This is a genomic window from Vibrio splendidus 12E03 (assembly GCF_000272105.2).
In the GTDB taxonomy this organism is placed as follows: domain Bacteria; phylum Pseudomonadota; class Gammaproteobacteria; order Enterobacterales; family Vibrionaceae; genus Vibrio; species Vibrio splendidus_I.
On record NZ_AJZD02000328.1, the window covers coordinates 1 to 18923 of the forward strand.

Annotated in this window: 19 protein-coding genes; 13 read left to right on the forward strand and 6 right to left on the reverse strand. The window is 44.6% G+C overall.

The features are described 5' to 3' along the window. Positions 1–30: 30 nt before the first annotated feature. Positions 31–918 (reverse strand): LysR family transcriptional regulator, encoded by an 888-nt coding sequence (locus tag A142_RS20855; protein ID WP_019824058.1) that lies wholly within the window; start codon positions 916–918, stop codon positions 31–33. Positions 919–1050: 132 nt separating this feature from the next. Between A142_RS20855 and A142_RS20860 the strand changes: the two genes are divergently transcribed. Together A142_RS20860 and A142_RS20865 are read left to right on the forward strand one after the other, a co-directional pair. Beyond that, on the forward strand, positions 1051–2061 hold the full coding sequence (locus A142_RS20860) for an aldo/keto reductase (protein WP_019824060.1): 1011 nt from the start codon (positions 1051–1053) through the stop codon (positions 2059–2061). A gap of 9 nt (positions 2062–2070) precedes the next feature. Then, positions 2071–2463 (forward strand): GlcG/HbpS family heme-binding protein, encoded by a 393-nt coding sequence (locus A142_RS20865; RefSeq protein ID WP_019824062.1) that lies wholly within the window; start codon positions 2071–2073, stop codon positions 2461–2463. A gap of 105 nt (positions 2464–2568) precedes the next feature. Here A142_RS20865 and A142_RS20870 read toward each other — a convergent pair whose 3' ends face one another. Beyond that, complete coding sequence (locus A142_RS20870) at positions 2569–3942, reverse strand: L-cystine transporter (protein ID WP_017077997.1); 1374 nt, start codon at positions 3940–3942, stop codon at positions 2569–2571. Between the two features lie 185 nt (positions 3943–4127). Beyond that, positions 4128–4823: an NAD-dependent epimerase/dehydratase family protein gene (locus tag A142_RS20875; protein WP_019824069.1), complete on the reverse strand. Its 696-nt coding sequence runs from the start codon at positions 4821–4823 to the stop codon at positions 4128–4130. A gap of 680 nt (positions 4824–5503) precedes the next feature. Between A142_RS20875 and A142_RS20880 the strand changes: the two genes are divergently transcribed. The 11 genes from A142_RS20880 to A142_RS20930 all read left to right on the forward strand — a co-directional run bounded on the left by A142_RS20880 (position 5504) and on the right by A142_RS20930 (position 16641). Further along, positions 5504–6115, forward strand: coding sequence for a flavin reductase family protein (locus A142_RS20880; protein ID WP_019824071.1), 612 nt, complete (start codon positions 5504–5506; stop codon positions 6113–6115). 44 nt (positions 6116–6159) lie between these two features. Next, a complete protein-coding gene (gene cobT, locus A142_RS20885) occupies positions 6160–7188 on the forward strand; it encodes a nicotinate-nucleotide--dimethylbenzimidazole phosphoribosyltransferase (RefSeq protein ID WP_019824073.1) in 1029 nt (342 codons plus the stop codon). Next, a complete protein-coding gene (locus tag A142_RS20890; protein WP_019824075.1) occupies positions 7188–7994 on the forward strand; it encodes an adenosylcobinamide-GDP ribazoletransferase in 807 nt (268 codons plus the stop codon). The genes cobT and A142_RS20890 overlap by 1 nt, the downstream gene beginning before the upstream one ends. A 9-nt stretch (positions 7995–8003) precedes the next feature. Continuing rightward, entirely contained in the window at positions 8004–8624 is a 621-nt protein-coding gene (gene cobU / locus A142_RS20895) for a bifunctional adenosylcobinamide kinase/adenosylcobinamide-phosphate guanylyltransferase (RefSeq protein WP_019824077.1), read from the forward strand. A 9-nt stretch (positions 8625–8633) separates the two neighbouring features. Next, the gene (gene cobC, locus A142_RS20900) at positions 8634–9251 is read left to right on the forward strand and encodes an alpha-ribazole phosphatase family protein (RefSeq protein ID WP_019824079.1); all 618 of its coding nucleotides are present in this window, start codon (positions 8634–8636) and stop codon (positions 9249–9251) included. A gap of 134 nt (positions 9252–9385) precedes the next feature. After that, positions 9386–11182 carry a M3 family oligoendopeptidase gene (locus tag A142_RS20905; protein WP_019824081.1) on the forward strand — a complete coding sequence of 599 codons (1797 nt, stop codon included), beginning with the start codon at positions 9386–9388 and terminating at the stop codon, positions 11180–11182. 278 nt (positions 11183–11460) lie between these two features. Next, entirely contained in the window at positions 11461–12489 is a 1029-nt protein-coding gene (locus tag A142_RS20910) for a succinylglutamate desuccinylase (protein ID WP_019824082.1), read from the forward strand. A 135-nt stretch (positions 12490–12624) separates the two neighbouring features. Beyond that, positions 12625–13620, forward strand: a complete 996-nt coding sequence (gene btuC, locus A142_RS20915) for a vitamin B12 ABC transporter permease BtuC (RefSeq protein ID WP_019824084.1) — start codon at positions 12625–12627, stop codon at positions 13618–13620. Next, positions 13607–14365 carry a vitamin B12 ABC transporter ATP-binding protein BtuD gene (gene btuD / locus A142_RS20920; RefSeq protein ID WP_019824086.1) on the forward strand — a complete coding sequence of 253 codons (759 nt, stop codon included), beginning with the start codon at positions 13607–13609 and terminating at the stop codon, positions 14363–14365. The genes btuC and btuD overlap by 14 nt, the downstream gene beginning before the upstream one ends. A 92-nt stretch (positions 14366–14457) precedes the next feature. Next, positions 14458–14817 carry a DUF6559 family protein gene (locus A142_RS20925; RefSeq protein WP_019824088.1) on the forward strand — a complete coding sequence of 120 codons (360 nt, stop codon included), beginning with the start codon at positions 14458–14460 and terminating at the stop codon, positions 14815–14817. A 375-nt stretch (positions 14818–15192) separates the two neighbouring features. Next, the gene (locus A142_RS20930; protein ID WP_029405563.1) at positions 15193–16641 is read left to right on the forward strand and encodes a lytic polysaccharide monooxygenase; all 1449 of its coding nucleotides are present in this window, start codon (positions 15193–15195) and stop codon (positions 16639–16641) included. A gap of 257 nt (positions 16642–16898) precedes the next feature. On the opposite strand, the gene A142_RS20935 is transcribed toward A142_RS20930, so the two are convergent. The 3 genes from A142_RS20935 to A142_RS20945 all read right to left on the reverse strand — a co-directional run bounded on the left by A142_RS20935 (position 16899) and on the right by A142_RS20945 (position 18849). Continuing rightward, entirely contained in the window at positions 16899–17132 is a 234-nt protein-coding gene (locus A142_RS20935) for a hypothetical protein (protein WP_019824090.1), read from the reverse strand. A gap of 59 nt (positions 17133–17191) precedes the next feature. After that, a complete protein-coding gene (locus A142_RS20940; RefSeq protein WP_019824092.1) occupies positions 17192–17911 on the reverse strand; it encodes a hypothetical protein in 720 nt (239 codons plus the stop codon). A 98-nt stretch (positions 17912–18009) separates the two neighbouring features. Next, on the reverse strand, positions 18010–18849 hold the full coding sequence (locus A142_RS20945; protein WP_019824094.1) for a LysR family transcriptional regulator: 840 nt from the start codon (positions 18847–18849) through the stop codon (positions 18010–18012). Positions 18850–18923 lie beyond the last annotated feature (74 nt).

The following is an 18923-nucleotide window of genomic DNA, read 5'->3' on the forward strand; positions in this document are numbered from 1 at the left end:
ACCAAACTACCAAACTACCAAACTACCAAATTATAAAGCTCTCAAGTTTTCAAAGTAATGCTGAACAAATTTAACGAACACTTGGTGTTTCTTTGCAGGATAAATAACTTGCGGATAGAAAAGGTAAATACTGTTGCCTTGTTGCAGGCATTCATCAGGCAGCACTCGCTCTAATTCTCCAAGCTCGACCTCTTTTGCGACGTAATAACTTGCGATACGGATGATGCCACTGCCTGCCATAGCTTGTTGCTTAAGTAAGTGGTTGTCATTACTTGAAAGCCAGCCGGACACATCAATATTTGCCGATTTTAAAGGCCACTCGGTTTGGTGCAGCGTTGCTAAGCATTGATGGTCATTTAAGTCGTTGGCATTGTTGGGGCGGCCAAATTGATCAAGATAGCCGGAAGTCGCGACTAAATCATGCTGATAGCTAATCAAGTGTTTCGCCACCATGTTGTCAGGTGGCGTATTGGTGGCGCGAAACGCGATATCGATATCATCTTGGTTGAGATTAAAGTTGGTGTAGCTACTGTTTATCTCGAAGCGGATCTCAGGGTATTGTTGCCTAAACTGTTGGCAGATATCGAATAGATATACCTCAGTAAACATCTTTGGCGCGGTGAGGCGTAATAGACCTTTTACGATGTCGTGTTGCTCAGAAACACTGCGTTCAAGCTGTAAGACTTGTGAGCGAATCGTTAAGCCTTGTTGTAACGCGCGTTCGCCTTCTTGGGTTAAACGAACACTGCGCGTGGTTCTGACCAAAAGCGGGCATTGTAAGTCGTTTTCTAAACGTTTGATCTGCTCAGAAAGGTAGCTCTTAGAGATACCGAGTTTTTCAGCTGCCTTGGTAAAGTTAAGTTGCTGAGCAAGCTCTACAAACAGGATCAGTCGTTCTATTCTTTTGTGTTCGTTCATTCGCGCATTCCTACCAATCTATTGTTCGTCATATCAAACAATCATTTCGTAACTAGCATATTCTGTTTTTTAAAAAGAACAATATGATAGAGGCATATTTCTGGTCAGCAAATCTTCTAAGTGAGAATCGATATGACGAACAGCATTGAATCTACAAACAAAACGAATGACAAAAAGAGTATTCCATTATCAAACCATCTGCCGAATGTTGGGCAAGTTGCCTATGGCTGCATGGGGTTAGGTGGTGGCTGGAATGATAATGCAGTGACGAGTGCGGATGTTGCTCAAACACGAAGCGTAATCAACACAGCATTAGAATCGGGTATTAATTTATTCGACCATGCGGACATCTATACCTTCAGCAAAGCTGAGCAAGCCTTTGGTCAAGCATTACAACAAGCGCCTGATCTGCGTGAACAGATGTTCATTCAATCTAAGTGTGGGATTCGTTTTGAAGGCGAGGGCAATGTTGGTCGTTATGATTTCTCGGCAGATTGGGTAAGCCAATCGGTAGACGGTATTCTCAACCGATTGAATACTGAGAAGCTCGATGTGCTGTTATTACATCGCCCTGATCCTTTGATGGAACTCGATGAGCTAGCAAGAACGTTAGAGAACTTAAAAGCGCAAGGTAAGGTCGATTATTTTGGTGTGTCGAACATGAACAGCCATCAAATTCAGTACCTGCAATTTGCGCTTGGGCAACCTATCGTCGCGAATCAAGTTGAGATGAGCTTAGCCAAATTGGATTGGTTGAACGATGGGGTGATGATTAACTCGCAAGGGCACCATCAATCAGACTTCGCCGCAGGCACGCTAGAGCATTGCCAAATGAATAACATCCAACTGCAAGCTTGGGGCTGTTTGGCACAAGGTCGATTTGCTGAGCAAGGTTTGTATTCAGAACATGAAAACGTGAAAAAAACGGCGCACTACGTGGCTCAGTTAGCGAACCAATATGGGGTAGAAAGTGAAGCGATTGTGTTGGCATTTTTGCTTCGTCACCCTGCTCGTATCCAACCTGTTATTGGCACCACAAACCTAGAGCGAATCAAAGCTTCATCAGTAGCGACTCAGATAAGTCTGTCTCGTGAAGAGTGGTACAACTTATACGTGTACTCACGTGGTCAAGCACTGCCATAAGGAATGAACATGTTGAATCAAAAGATCGCACAACAGTTGGTGTCTAGCGCACTCGATATTGCTGAGCATCATCAACAAGCAATTGCGGTGAGCGTGTGTGATACGCACGGAGAGTTATTGGCGTTTATTCGCATGGATAATGTGAGCGTACAAGCAGGGTTGTTAGCACAGAACAAAGCTTATACGTCTGCAAGAGACAGGCAGCCAAGTGGTAACTTAGGTTTTTGGGCGAGAGAAACTGGTAAAGACTTAAGTTACTGGACCGACTCAAAGATCACTGGCTTTAAAGGCGGTATTCCCATTGAGATAAAGGGGCGGGTGATTGGCGCAATTGGCATCAGCGGATTGAGTGAAGATGACGATGAATCGCTCGCCGAAAAAGTGATCCAACGAGTGCTCTAAGCGCTGTTGCTTGTGAAGTAACTGAAGCTAGAAACGACAAATAATAAAAAACCGATGCATGTGCATCGGTTTTTTTGTTTAAAGAGACTCAAGTTAATGAATCCATTAAGCGTTCGCTTGTTCTAGATCCTGTTGCTTGTCTTTCTTACCCAATAGGCGACTTGTGATCGTACCCGCTGTCATTGCACCAGATACGTTAAGCGCTGTACGTGCCATATCGATAAGTGGTTCGATAGAGATAAGCAGTGCTGCAATCGTTACTGGAAGCCCCATAGCGGGTAGCACGATAAGTGCCGCGAATGTTGCACCGCCACCCACACCCGCGATACCGAATGAGCTCACTGTAATGATAGCAATTAGAGACAGAATGAAGTTGATGTCCATTGGGTCGATACCAACCGTAGGCGCAACCATGACTGCTAGCATTGCAGGGTAGATACCCGCACAACCATTCTGACCAATCGTCGCACCGAAAGTAGCAGATAGGTTAGCAATCGCTGGTGGCACATTTAGCTTAGTGATTTGAGCTTCAACGTTCAGTGGAATCGTTGCAGCAGAACTACGTGAAGTGAAAGCGAACGTTAGGACCGGCCAGATTTTTTGGAAGTACTCTTTCGGGTTTACACCAACAAAAGAGACCAACACACCGTGGACAACAAACATCAGGATGATTGCGACGTAAGAAGCAACGATGAAACCCAGTAAGCTTAGGATGTCAGAAGCACTTGATGTTGCTACAACTTTCGCCATTAACGCAGCGATGCCGTATGGCGTGAGTGCCATAATCATCTTAACTAAGCGCATAACGATAGATTGCGCAGCGTCAACGAAAGTACGGATCGGTGATTCTAGCTCTTCTTTCTCAGCCATTACTTTACGAGCAGCAATACCTGTTAGAACGCCGAAGATAACAACCGCAATGATAGACGTAGAGCGAGCGCCCGTTAGATCTGCAAACGGGTTGGTCGGAATGAAACTAACCAGCATTTGTGGAATGGTTAGGTCTGAAACACTTCCCATGCGGCTTTCTAGTGTTGCAATACGAGCTGTTTCGCGCGCGCCCTCTGTTAAGCCTTCAGCAGAAAGGCCGAATGCTTGAGCCACTGCAATACCAACAATCGCAGAGATCGCTGTTGTTGCGAGTAATACTGAAATAGTGATACCAGAAATCTTGCCCAGTGAACCGCCTTTTTCAAGCTTCACTACAGCCGCAATCATTGAAACCAAGACTAATGGCATGATTACCATTTTAAGCAATCCAACGTAACCACGACCAACGATGTTTACCCAGTCTAGCGTCTCTTTGATGATGGGATTGCCTTCACCAAATAGCAGCTGTAGACCAAGACCAAATGCGCTACCAAATACTAAACCGAGTAAAACGAGGCGAGAAAGTGTGTTTTCTTTTTTCTGCTGTCCGTAGAGAAAAAAGAGGATACCAGTGAATACCGCTAAGGCAGCGATAGCTGAAAATGACATTTGTTTTCCTTATGAATTTCTTTAAATCGATAGGGCGCTTAGATATATGGGCGCAAATACTGTTAGATACAGTAGCGACCTGTAACAAAACGTAAAATAAGGAAAAGTAATTTATTAGAACGATTAGTAATATCCACTCAATAGGATGGGTGGATATTCAACATTGTGATGAATAGGTGAGCTTTTTAGCGATATTTTGCCAATAAATTGAGCATGTCACTTGACGAGTAAATTTCGATATTTTGGAAATTATTTTCGAATAACCGGAACAATATTGCTTTGGCTACGTCTTCCGACTGAATAGGGCGCAGGTTTTTGAACTTACCAAGCATAAATGGAGACAGCAGAGGAAAGACACTTTGCAGGAGTTTTTCATCAGCTCTAGGTTCATCACGCTCACCCACCAGAGGCCCAGGGCGTGCGATGAAAAGCTGCTTGAAGCCAATACGTTTTAAATTTTGTTCCATTTGTCCTTTACAGCGAAGGTAGTGCGAATAGGAATCTGGTGAAGCGCCATAGCTAGAAACGACCGCTACGCGTTGAACCCCAAGAAACTTCATCGACTGTGCGACTTGGCTAACCAGTTCCACATCGATTTTGCGAAGCGCTTCTTTTGATCCTGCCTTTTTCTTAGTCGTACCTAAGCAGATAACGCCAAGATTAGGCGTCGCATTCGTGTGATCCCAACTGGTAACTTGCAGGTCGCTGTGAATGAGTGTGTGGAGCTTGTTGGAATCAAACTGTGAATCTAACGCTCGGCGAGATAGGGCATAGATATGATCAACGGCGGGTTCATCGATGAGCAACTTCATCACATGATGACCAATTAACCCGGTTGCACCAGCCACCACGACCGATGTTTTGTCTCCAGAAATGCTCATTTTAATCCCTTCTTCACTCCACAAGTGCTTGTTTAATATAAACAGTGTTTGAATGTTAAGCGAATAAAAGTTTGTTAAACGAGTACTCAGTCGTGTGTGGAGAGTGACCGGTTTTTGGAAAAGATTTCATTTCGTTTGGTTTGAAACATAATGGCGGTGGTAAAGATAAATGCGGATTGAAACTTAAGTTAAGCGTTAAACATAACAAAGCCCGCTGGGCGACGGGCTTTGTTACTTGCTTTGCTGCTTACTAGGTGAAGGACAGTGGGATTTTCCTTACCTTTTTGCTGGTTTTCTTACTTGATTTATTTGGCTTTCTTTTACTTGAGTTCGGAATCATTACACCTCCTAAATCGCTGTTCGTTGAGTATTTCTATCGCTTGTGTTTCTTTATGTAGCGTCAGTGTTGTGGGAATTCACTGTATGGGTACTTATCAATGGAGAGATTAATAAGTACTTTAGATAAAGCATAAACGATGCCAAAATGTAAGTTATTGATAAATCTGTTATCAGGATTGTTGGCGTTATAGGGTTCGTCAATTTGATTGTCAATTTGAGAAAAAACCAACGTGATCTGTCTAAATTAAGAACACTCTCTGCGGTTTCTAGTACTTAGCCATAGATACGACTCTTCTTAACACGTAAACTGAGTCGTAATTCACATAGACCAAGGACGTGCTATGAACTTCAAGCTTGATACTCTTGCTCCCACTCAGATTTATCACCTGATGACACAAACCGTTGTTCCTCGCCCTATTGCGTGGGCATTGACGGAATCTTCTAACCAAGAGTACAACCTAGCGCCTTTCTCTTATTTCACACCTGTTTCCAGCAATCCGCCGCTATTGATGTTATCGGTCGGAAAGAAGCCATCAGGCGAAATCAAAGATACTACTCGTAATGCCCTTGAAACGGGTAAGCTGGTGATTCACATTGCTTCTTCGAGCTCTGCAGAAACAATGACGGCGACAGCAGCCACACTCGATCACGGTGACTCTGAAGTAACCGCTAATAATATTGAGCTGGTTGAGTTTGAGGGCTTTTCTTTACCGAGAGTGAAAGCGTGCTCGGTCGCTTTTGGTTGCACATTATACGAAGTAAAAGAAGTCGGAGAGGTGCCACAAAGCCTTATCTTTGCTCAAGTCGAAACAGTGTACATTTCCGAAGATGTGATCGATAAAGAGAGTGAACGTCTTAAGATTGATGCACTAGCACTTGATCCTTTATCTCGACTGGGCGGTGGTGAATACGCGACGCTTTCTAATGTGTTCTCTGTAGCACGCCCTAAATAGCTTTCCTAACTAAACCGTACCCAGAATAAGCGTTTATAAAAACTATGTTAGATACTCAATACTCGCAGTACATCCAACACAGAATTGACAAAAAAACCAAGCCACTCGGTGCGCTTGGCTTACTCGAAAAAGTCGCACATCAACTGGCATTGATTCAGAGCCAAGGTAAAGAAGCTGCGGTCGAACACATTGAATTGAACAAGCCAAGTATCATCATTTTTGCTGGCGACCATGGCATTGCTGACGAAGGCGTGAGTATTGCTCCAAGCGCCGTCACACAACAGATGGTGTTGAACTTCTTAAGCGGTGGCGCGGCGATCAATTGCTTCTGTGCGATAAACAACGTTGATATTACAGTCGTGGATACTGGGATTTTGTTGCCTGTTGAATCTGACAGCGACATGTTGATTTCTCAGCGCTTAGGTACGCGAACCAATAACTTTGCCAACGAAGCGGCAATGAGTTTAGAAACGGTTGAACGTGGGATTGAACTGGGAACAGAACTTGTATCTAGAACCATTTCGAATGGCACGAATATCATAATGTTTGGTGAAATGGGAATCGGTAATACCAGCAGCGCATCAGCGATTTTAAGTGCATTATCGAATCGGTCTGCAGTTGAATGTGTTGGCCTAGGCACGGGTATCAATAACGAGCAGTTAGCACGAAAAGTCGCTGTGGTTGAGCAAGGTGTTGCTCGCTGTAAAGGACTCGATCCTAAATCGGTTTTAGCTCAAGTCGGTGGTTACGAAATAGTGCAAATGGTCGGTGCTTTCCTTGGCGCTTATCAAAACAGAACTCCAGTATTGGTCGATGGTTTTATCGTTTCAGTCGCTGCGTATGTCGCGACCTTAATTGAACCGAATTGCCGTGACTACATGATCTTCGCGCATCGCTCTGAAGAGCCGGGGCACAAAATCCTATTAGAACTGCTAGATGCTGAACCGTTGCTTGATCTTGGGCTGAGGTTGGGCGAGGGCACGGGCGCAGCTTTAGCTATGCCAATCATCCGAGCGGCAGCGGAGTTCTATAACAATATGGCGAGCTTCGAAAGTGCAGGAGTCACGGTTTAATGAGTGACGCACCAGAAAGATCGTTGAAAGATAGTATCACATACCAATGGGAACTTTTTTCGTTGGCGATGGGCTTCTTTTCTCGTTTGCCAATGCCGAAGGATACGCCTTATTCAACAGAGCGAATGAATCGTTCTGGTCGCTACTTTCCAACGGTTGGTTTGTTACTTGGTGTGTTGTGTGGCGGTTTGTTCTTGCTACTTGATGCCATATTGCCGAGTGCGGTGGCGATCTTTTTAATGATGAGTTTTAGCTTGATGCTCACTGGTGCTTTTCATGAAGACGGCTTAACCGATATGGCGGATGGTATTGGCGGCGGCATGACCTTAGAACGCCGTTTGACCATTATGAAAGACAGCCGAATTGGTACATATGGTGCGTCTGCGCTGATCATGGCGTTACTTGGTAAGTGGGTTCTGCTGCATGAGCTCGTCAGCTTGACTGGATTGTTTATGGTTATCGTGACTAGTTATACCTTTAGCCGAGCGATTGCTGCATCGCTGATTTACGACATGCCTTATGTTAGCGATTTAGATACCAGTAAAAGTAAGCCTTTGGCCAACAAGCAAACTAAAGGGGAACTTGTCTTCTTATTGCTTGTAGGCGTGCTACCTACCCTGTGGTTTGGTCTTGAATTCGCTTTGGTTTTATCTGTCGTCGCCTATCTGTTCAGAACAGGTTTCAAAAAGTGGTTAACGGCTCGTATTGGTGGCTTTACTGGCGACTGCTTGGGGGCGGCTCAACAGTTAATGGAGCTGCTGACTTACCTTGTATTCATTACTGCATTTTACAATGGCTTTCTATAACGGCTTCCTATGACGAACACCAATCAAACTTTTCAAGCTAATCAAATTAATCAAGCAAGCCAGCGAAACAGCCATTTGGTATTGGGGGGGGCTCGTTCTGGCAAGTCGAGTTTTGCAGAGCAACAAGCATTATGTGCGTTTGAAGCATGTTCAAATGGACGCCTCAATTATATTGCGACAGCGACATATCTTGATGATGAAATGCGAGAACGAATCACGCACCATCAACAACGTCGTGGCGAGCAGTGGATTGAGCATGAAGTACCCGTCGAGTTAGTCTCGAAACTGCAGTCTTTTGATCAAGATGATGTGGTGCTGATCGACTGCCTAACATTGTGGTTGAACAACATCATCTTTGAACTGGGTGATGACGCGACTAATGAACAAGTGGAAGCAGTGGTTGAAGCCTTGGTCAAAAGCGTAGAGCAAAGCCCAGCACACATCATCATGGTCTCTAACGAAGTCGGTTTAGGTGTGGTACCTCTGGGTAAAATGTCGCGCTTGTTTGTCGACAATGCGGGGCGAATGAACCAAGCATTGGCTCGCGTTGTCGAACGAGTTACGTTGATAGCCGCAGGATTGCCACTGCACTTAAAACCATCTAATCATTCGCTTTATACTCAAATCTAGGTCGCACACATGGTCAATGGAACAACCAAAAATATCTATTTGCTGAGGCATGGCAAGGTTGAAGGGAAAGCTGCACTGAATGGTTTATCTGACGTGTTGGTGAATCCAGAACTTCAACAACAAATATGTGAAGCCTTGGTGCAACACGGTGTGGCTTTTGATGGTGTGGTTACCTCGCCATTAAGACGCTGCAGCGACCTAGCAACCCTTTATTCAGAACGCGTGTCGGTACCTTTGTCAGTTGCACCAGAATTTCAAGAAATGAACTTTGGTGAAGTGGACGGCATCGCATTTGATGAACTTGAAGATAAGTGGGCGATGCTAGACACCTTTTGGCAAGACCCTGCAAATCATCAACTGACTGGTGCGGAAAGTTTACAGAGCTTCCACGACAGAGTAACTCAAGCTTGGTCGCAACTTTTGAATAACCCAAGTGACAATTTATTGCTGGTTACTCATGGTGGCGTTATTCGAATGTTATTGGCGCATTGCCTTGATATTGATTGGAAAAATCCGAGCTTGTACTCGAAGTTATCGATAGAGAATGCATCAATAACCCATATTCAAGTCACTCAGTTTGCACAGAGCTTTATTAGCGTCAAAGCGATAGGCCTGCCTGTTCTCTGAGTGTTCAAAAAACACAGTTTTAAGAATTAACATCTAGTTAGATCTGTAAATAGACAAAGTATTAGAAGTATAAAGCGGTGTCGATAACCGCTGTGCCAAATTGGCACTACTACCTACGTGAAAGGAATTTAGTCATGACAACACCGAGTTGGGATCTAAGCATTGCTTATCGCGATCTTGATGATGCAAAAATTGAACAAGACATTGAACTGATTCAACAGTGTATCGAACTCTTGTACCTGCATGTTGAAAAGCGTCACATCATTCTGGCAATGCAAAACGCAATCCAGACCTCAGAAGCGGCAGGCACGTTACTGAGCACAATTAATACCTTTGCTAACTGCCACGCTTCGGTAGACGCGACCCACACAGAAGCTAAAGCGTTGCTTGGCCGTGTTGCAAAGCTTAACTCTGAAATGTCTCAAGCGTTTAGCCCTTATGAAGACACGCTGATTCACGCTGAACCAGAGTTTATTGATGCGGTTTTAGAGCACGAGAGTGCCGATGTTGCAGGCCAACGCTTCGCGATTGAAAGCTCACGTAAGTTATCAAGTAGCCGACTCAGCGTGGCTGAAGAGCAGCTTTTAGCAGCAATGAAAGTCGATGGCCGTGATGCATGGGGGCGTTTATACGACAATCTAACGGGCAATTTGAAACTGTCGCTAAAACTTGATGGTGAAGAAGAAGCGCTTGGTTTTTCTCAAGCGGCGAGCTTGTTGTACGGAAGCGAATTCGACAAACAAGAGCCTGCATGGCGCGCGGTTCAAGGTGCCATGAAGACACACCAAGAGTCATTTGCTTCGATTCTAAATGCGCTTGCAGGTTGGCGCCTGACTGAAAACAAAAAGCGTTCAAAAATAAGCGACGTACATTTCTTAGATCCAAGCCTACATGGCAGCCGAATTGTTCCAGAAACCCTAGACACCATGATGTCGGTAGCGAAAGCCAATCGCGCAGTAGGCCAAAAGGCGGGTCTGTTGATGGCAAGAGTTCACGGCTTAGATGAAATGAAGCCTTGGAACCATTTAGCCGCGATGCCGCCGCTGGGTGACAGTGAGTCTAAGGTTTATCCATTTGACGAAGCGATCGAAGTGATTAAAACGGCCTTCGCTGAAGTCAATCCAGAGATGGCTGATTTTGTCGCCTTAATGGTTGAGAACGGTTGGATTGATGCCGCGCCTGCTGCGAACAAACGCCTAGGTGCGTACTGCACTAAATTTGCTGCGACACGCACGCCGCTTGTGTTCATGACGTGGAGTGGCAGCCGCTCTGACCTAATGACATTGGCACACGAGCTGGGCCACGCGTTCCACAACTGGGTAATGAAAGACATGCCGTTGTGTAAGACACGCTACCCAATGACACTTGCAGAAACGGCTTCTATTTTTGCTGAAAATATCGTTCGTGATCACTTGTTAACGCAAGCCCAAACACGTAACGAGAAACTTGAGATGCTATGGGAAGAGCTTTCTTCTTCATTGGCTTTAATGGTCAACATTCCAGTACGTTTTGAATTTGAAAAAGCATTTTACGAGCAGCGTGAAAAAGGTGAACTGACGGCTCAACAATTATGTGACCTGATGGAAAGCACTTGGAAAGAGTGGTACGGCGAGGCAATGACAGAAGCTGACCCTTACTTCTGGGCGAGCAAGCTGCACTTCAGCATCTCTCAAGTGAGCTTTTATAACTATCCATACCTGTTCGGTTATCTGTTCAGTAAAGGTGTTTACGCTCAGCGCGATGCGAAAGGTGAGCAGTTCTACAGCGATTACGTTTCGTTGCTTCGTGATACGGGCAGCATGATGGCGGAAGAAGTCGTTCAAAAGCACTTAGGAATGGACCTGACTCAAGCTGATTTTTGGCAACAAAGCATCGACATGGTCAAAGTTCAAATCGATGAATTTGAAAGATTGCTCGATCAGGAAGATTAATTGATCTCAATCTGTTCATGGCAGGTAAGAGCTGTGTTAGCTTACGTGGCTCTTATCTTGCTGACATGACTTGAGAAAAGCTGAGACAGCCAAAAGTTGCTTTAAATAGAGAAAGTTATTTGGAACAGATGTCGGTTAGTAAAGTCAGCAGGTAATATAAAAATATATGGGTAGTATTTGTGAGTGATAACGGAGTTTCTATTGATAAGTGCGATCCTAGCAACACAATTTCTATGTACAATTTATTAACATACGGCCGTGCAATTAAGGAGTAGCGCATGACGAAGACCCTCTTTCGCCAATCATTTCTTTTTGACAGCCTAGATCTTGAGCAAGAAGTGGTTGCAGGACAGACCGTACTGAGTAACGGTGTTCAAATTAAGCTTCATCAACGCGGTGTATTGGAAGTGATTCCCGCGGAGTATAATTCCGAAACCAAGAACATCATCTTTTCAACCGGTGTTCATGGCGACGAAACCTCACCAATGGAGCTGATTGATAAGCTCATTGAGGATATTGAAACTGGCTTCCAAGTGGTGACAGCAAGATGTTTGTTCATCATCGCGCACCCTGAAGCGACCAACGCGCATACTCGTTTTCTTGATGTGAATATGAATCGTCTGTTTGATGAGAAGCAGCACGAGAGTAATCGAGAAGTGGATATCGCGAAGAATCTAAAGTACTTGGTTACGGAGTTTTACAAAGAAACGGTACCTGCCACTCGCTGGCATTTAGACCTGCACTGTGCAATCCGTTTATCTAAGCATTACTCTTTTGCCGTGAGCCCGAAGGTTCGCCACGAAGTACGTAGCAAGGCCTTGTTCGATTTTATCAACAGTGCTCACGTTGAAGCTGTGTTGTTGTCGAATGCGCCAACGAGCACCTTCAGCTGGTACAGCGCTGAAAACTTTGAAGCGCAAGCACTGACAATGGAGTTAGGGCAGGTAGCAAGAATTGGTGAGAACCAGCTTGATAAGCTTACTGCTTTCGATTTGGCGATGCGCAATCTGATTGCTGAAATAGAACCAGAGCATTTACCAAAGAAAACCATTACTTATCGCGTAAGCCGAACCATAGTTCGTTTGCACGATGACTTTGATTTCATGTTCTCTGATGCCGTTGAGAACTTTACGGCGTTCAAACACGGTGAAGTGTTCGGTCATGATGGTGATAAGCCATTAATGGCGAAGAATGAAAACGAAGCCGTGGTGTTCCCGAATCGAAACGTTGCTATCGGTCAACGAGCTGCCTTAATGGTGTGCGAAGTTGAAACTCGATTCGACCATGGTCAGTTGGTTTACGATTAATACTTAGACGTTGTTTCGTTTGTTCAAAACAGCCTCTCAACTGGTTGAAATATCAAGGTTCACATTACGGTGTGAGCCTTGAGTTTATTTGGGGATACAGGTAAGGTTACGCGAACATTTTCAAAGTAGCTTGATATGGATTTCCAACAACTTCTTCACCAAAAACAGCGCAAATGGACCCGAGCCATTTATTTGATGGCAGCACTGCTTGTCGCGCTGAGTGCGATTTACCTAATGGTTGGCGATCTTTTCATTTCACCTCTGGGCACATTGTCCACGTTAGAACAAAAACTACTGATTGATTTACGCTTACCTCGATTATTAGCAGCGATTGCTATCGGGGCTGGGTTAGCCGTATCTGGCGCAAGCTTACAAGTCTTATTGGGTAACGTATTAGCAGAACCTGGTGTGCTTGGCATTTCTGGTGGCGCAAGCTTGGCGATGGTGATTGTACTGTTCTTCTTGCCGTTTGCTCCGACTCCAGAACTGTTCATGATTGCCGCCGTTTTAGGTTCGCTCTGTTTCACCGTGATTCTGGTGAGCATGGTAAAAACGATGCGACTCACCACGGCTAAATTACTGCTGGTGGGGGTAGCGTTAGGTATTCTTTCTGGCGCGATGGTGACATGGGCGTTCTATTTTAGTGATGACCTCAGTCTACGTTTATTGATGTACTGGCTGATGGGCAGCTTGGGTGGCGTCACTTGGTATCAACACTCGCTCACGTTAGTCATGATTCCCGTGATTATTTGGCTGTGCCTGCAAGGTAGCAAGTTGGATAAGTTGATGATTGGCGAGACTCATGCTGCGCAACTGGGTGTGAACGTGCCTAAACTGCGTTGGCGCTTAATCTTCGCTGTGTCTATTTTAGTCGGTTGCGCGGTGGCATTAGGCGGCGTAATCAGCTTTGTTGGCTTGGTTGTGCCACACTTATTGCGTTTAGCGATTGGTACCGATAACCGATACCTTCTTCCTTTATCTGCCGTTGCTGGCGCTGCATTGTTGGTGTTTGCTGATATTTGCGCGCGTACATTACTCGATTCTGCAGAACTGCCTTTGGGTGTGATGACCACCAGTATCGGTGCGCCTATCTTTATTTGGATGTTAATTAAAAATCATGATTCAAATTAAGAGCCTGAGCGTCGGCGCTCGTTTATTACCACTATCATTTGAGCTCAAGCAAGGGCAGGTGACTCACGTTATCGGCCCGAATGGCAGCGGTAAAAGTACCTTACTAGAAGCGATATCTGGCGTTGGTGATGGCTACAAAGGCGATATAAAGATCGACGGGCAGGATTTGTCGGAACTGTCTCTACAAGATTTATCTCTGCATCGCGCTTACTTGTGTCAAAGCGCAAGACCTGCTTTCAACTTAGAAGTGTTCCAATACCTTGCTTTGTCACTGCCAAGTTCGTCGCATGGTCTTGATATTGAAATCAACGTAGCTTTGGAAGAGATAAGCCAGATGTTGGACATCACAGACAAACTTCATCGCTCAATTCAGACACTGTCTGGTGGTGAATGGCAACGCGTCCGTTTGGCGGGAATATGCTTGCAAATTTGGCCGACGCTTAATCCTTACGCAAAGCTATTGATCCTCGATGAACCCGCAGCTCCGCTGGATATTGCTCAAGAAGCCTTATTGTACAAGCTTATTGAACGAGTGGCGGAGAAGGGTATTACCGTGATCATGGCCAACCACGACCTGAATCGCACCTTAAGACACGCCGACCAGGTGTTGCTGCTCGATAAAGGCGTACTTCAAGCATCAGGTACAGCTGATCAAGTGCTTACTCCAGAACGACTAGAATCGGTGTTCAATACCGAAGTCAAAAGTATCTCAGTCGATAATCAAACCTATCTGCTGTTTGGTTAGAGAGGGCGTTTGGCTAGAAAGAGTATTTGCTAAAAAGGTCATCTGGTTCAGCTGATTATTGGGTTAAAGACGAGCTAGTAAAGGGATCAAATATGTTTAGATACATCCAAAGACGAAGAATCAAAAAGGTGATTAAGCTGCTATCTGCAAAGATGGTAAAGAGCTACGGAAGCCGTGACTTCTTCTCTATCGGACAAGTTGAAACGAGTTCTAAAGAGCTGAGCAAGCGCCAACAACAAATTGCATTGGCGTTGTTTGCTGATCCACAAGATCTCGATGCTGAGCTGGCATCCACCATTCAATTGTTGAGAAATGATGTATCTAACGATTTCTTTGGTGGTGAAGGCTACAACGCACGCGACGTTCTAAACCTTTTAGGTGGCAGAGGCTGGAAGGGCGGTCGCATGGACGATGACATGTCACACCGTATGGGCATGAATAGCCGTTATTAATGCTCTTCTCACTATTTAACTTCCTGTATATCCCCAAAGCGGCTTAATCATAAAGTCGCTTTTTTATTCATTTTGAATAATGTTCCCTCAATCAACACAGAATACTGAAATCTCATAATTCGAAGCAACATCACCTATCGACAACGCATTTCTATGAGTTGTGTGACTCTGATTCCTATCAATATAAAACCCGCTGTTATTGATAAGATTGACGTATATATTTTTCGTTGTTCTTTAAACAAAAACTATAAACCCTCGAACTGCAATATTGATTGGTTGTTGACCAGTTGGTCTTGTGTGTAGGGTAAAATAATAGAGAGTGGGAAAGTGACAACAATAAATAATAATATACTAAAAGTAGCAGTAGGTATGGCTATGCTATCGAGTGTGCCGTCAGTGGCAAACGCTCATGGTTGGTCTGAATTTCCAAGTGCACGTCAGAATACGTGTTACGAGCAGGGCGGAGTTTGGTCAGGTACGCCACCAAATGCGGCATGTGCTCAAGCAAAAGATATTTCAGGGTCATATCCGTTCGTTCAACGTAATGAATATGCGAAAAATATCCAAGATTTCAACAATATCAATGCTGTAAAGGCTGCGATTCCAGACGGCACTTTGTGTTATGCCAATGATTCGCAAAAACGTGGCATGGGTGCACCTCATACTGGTTGGACTCGCACCGAGCTAAGCACTGGTACATTTGAATATGTATTCAACGCGACTGCACCACACAACCCGTCATTCTGGGAGTTCTACCTAACAAAACCAAACGCCGACCTGAGCAAAGGCCTAGCGTGGGGTGATTTAGATCTTATCCAAGAAGTTGGGAATGTTCCTGTAAGTGGTGGTAAATACCGTATTAACGTAACGATTCCTTCAGACCGCTCTGGCGACGCAATTCTATATGTACGTTGGCAACGTGACGATGCAGCAGGTGAAGGTTTCTACAACTGTTCAGACATCACAATCGCGGGGGGAACAACTCCTCCACCAGATCCTACGCCTCAACCTGATCTAGTCCGTGGCGACCTGTTTGTTTCTGACCAGTTTGGTACGCCAGAAATTGGTGATACGGTTAAGTACGACATCATCAACAAGTACGGTGAAGTAGCGCGTAGCTTCGACATCGTTATTGATGCGAGCAACGTGAATGACTGGGCTCGTCTGCTAGCTTCTGAAATCAACGGCTGGCACGAAGAGTTTAAAGACGGTGCGATCTTCATCGGCGACTGGCATGCTGAAATGCAGCACTACATGTACTTCCAAAACGATCCTTCACGTAACTTCTTTAACTCAAAAGATAGCCGTGCTTCTGGTCAGTTAACGCTGATTGATGGTGGCGAAGGTGGTGTAGAGCCACTAAAAGGTGACATCTACGAATTAGTGAAGAGTGACAATGTTGTTAATGCTGGCGATAAAGTTGTGATTGCAACGAGCGAAGCAGCAAACCTAACACAGACTCAAGGTTCTGCAGTTAGCATTCAAAACAACGGCACGGCTTCAATTGTTGTAGATACGACTGCGATTACAGCGAACGAAACTCTGTCGTTCATTGCGAGCTCAATTGAAAGCGAAAGTGTTGAAACCTTCACATTCGAAGTGATTGCTGATGACGGTGGTGTAACACCAGACCCAGATCCAACGCCGGATCCTGATCCGACACCTGACCCAGGCTCTTGGGATTCATCAGCAACTTATCTTGGCGGTGAGGTAGTGACTTACTCGAACCAGTCGTGGAAAGCACAATGGTGGGTTCAGGGTGGTGAAAATCCTAAGGCGACCTACGAAAACGACAAATGGGGCGTTTGGCGTCCAGCTAACTAATCTTAACTAACGTTAGTTAACTAGTTTTAAAGTAATAACCAAGACACCACACTTTTTGGCGAGTGTGGTGTCTTTTTTAGTGTCTGCATTCGTGGCTTTGAATGTCATCAGTCTAGAGAAAAGTGACTCAGAAACGCAGTCTTAATCACTGAGTAAAGCTCTATAAGAAGATGATAGTTATATAGAAAATAAGAACTATATAAGAAGACCAGAAGCGTGAGTTTCTGGTCTTTTACGTTTTGTCATGTGTTGGCGATTTATTCCAGAGTAGGGTTTTCTTTAATCTCATCGTTAAGATACCCCTGACCAAAATCTGGTGTCATGAATTCGAAGAAGGAGGAGTCTAGAAATCTGGTTTCTAGATAACTCGATTCTAGATAATGGACATCTAAGTGATCAGCACTAGCGTAGGTGGGAATCGCGGAAAACAAAACGATACTGATCGCTGCAGCGATATTAATGACTTTGTTACGTTGAGGAGTCATTTTCATAGTAGTGCCCTCAAAAGGTGGGCAAATCCATCTGCCTATGAGAATTGAATCTGAGATGTTTAGAAGTCGTAAGACAAACCAAGTGTGATGATGCTGTCGTTGTCGATCGGGCCCGTCGATTGGCCGTTCAAGTAAAGATCACCTTCGTTGGTGTTGAAATAAGTGTATTTCACGTAGGGTGTCCAGTCGTCGATACTCTTAGAGAGAACGACTTCGTGTTCATTGGTACGGTAGTCACCTTGATGAAAATAGACATTGTCACCGTCATGGGTAAACCCGCCATTGGATCCATCACTGTTTTCGTGAGTGTATTGGTAAGCTAAATCCCAACCGGCGAGTGAGTACCCCGCACCGGCGATGAACTTATTGGTATTAATCGTGGTGTCGCTTACATTCTCGAGTACTTGGCCTGACTGGTTATATCCCAATCCACTGAATACATTGAAATTATCGTTCACTTGATAATCGATAATACCTTCGATTAATAACTCTTCACCGTTGTCCCATTTACCGAGTTCACCGTATAGGTTGAACGTGAAGGACTCGCTGATGTGAAAGTCGTGGCCATAACCCGCAGCCAACCAACCCTGGTCATCAAAACCTATATAAACTTGTCCATTTTCTGAGGTATCGATTAATGCGCCAGCTTCTGTGGTGTAGACACCGTTATCAGCAGCATTAGAGGCAACGTTTTGTTCGATGTAAACTTGAGTCGAAGTCGCAAACGCTGTGCTGCTGAGTAACGTAAGTGGTAGAGCAATAAGGTTAAGCTTTTTCATGGATTCTCCAGTGTCGTTCTATTGAATTAACTTGCTGGAGAGTATGTGATTAAACTAAATTTATATTAATAGGGTTAACTTTAGTTAAAACCTCAGTTTCATTTATGTTTTCTTAATGCTGATTTGATTGCTTCGCGGGTTTTGATGTGTTGTTCGTCGTTAGCGTAGCGGCGGTGATAGAGCATTCGAAACGTGATCGGTCTTAATTTGATGGGGATAGGGTGAACGCGTAAGCCAAGCGCTGGTGCGAGCATTTCTGCAAAAGAACGAGTAGAAGCGGCGATATAATCTGTCGTGCTTGCCAAAATCAGCATGCTTGAAATTGAGCTGGTTTCAATTCTGACTTTTCTCGGCTCGATATCGCTCTCTGATAAAAACTCGACTGTGTTCATGTTGGCACGTTTGATCTTGAGCGCAATATGCTCCTCTTGGAAATACTCTTCTTTACTTAGTGTCTCACCAATTCGAGGGTGGTTGATTCGAGTCAGACAAACGGGTTCCTCATCGACGATGGTTTCTTCAATCAATGAGTGTTTCTTACTCGAAAGTACATCAATGACGATATCCACTTTTTGTGCAGTAAGTGCATCAAACAGTTCTTCCTCTTCGAGTGGCGCTTCCGTAAATCTTACGCCTTCAACCTGGCTAACGAAATGAAGCAAGCTCTCTGTGCAATAGACTTTAAGGTCATTCTTTTGCTGCTCAACCGTTCCAATGATGTTCAATGGATCTTCTATCTTATTAGCGAGTGATACTGCTGCACCAGTAGGCGCGATACCTCGTCCTTCTCTCACAAATAAAGTTTTCCCCACAACACCTTCGAGTCTCTTTATAGCTGCGCTTACCGCGGGTTGAGAAATATCGAGCTGTTCTGATGCCACGGTGATAGAGCTGTGTTTGTAAACGGCCAAAAATGTCGTCAGTAGATTAAGGTCCAAATTCAGTTCCCTCTATTCTTGTTGCCACTCATCCAAATCATTGTGGAACCCTTGCTAATTCATAAATGAAATGG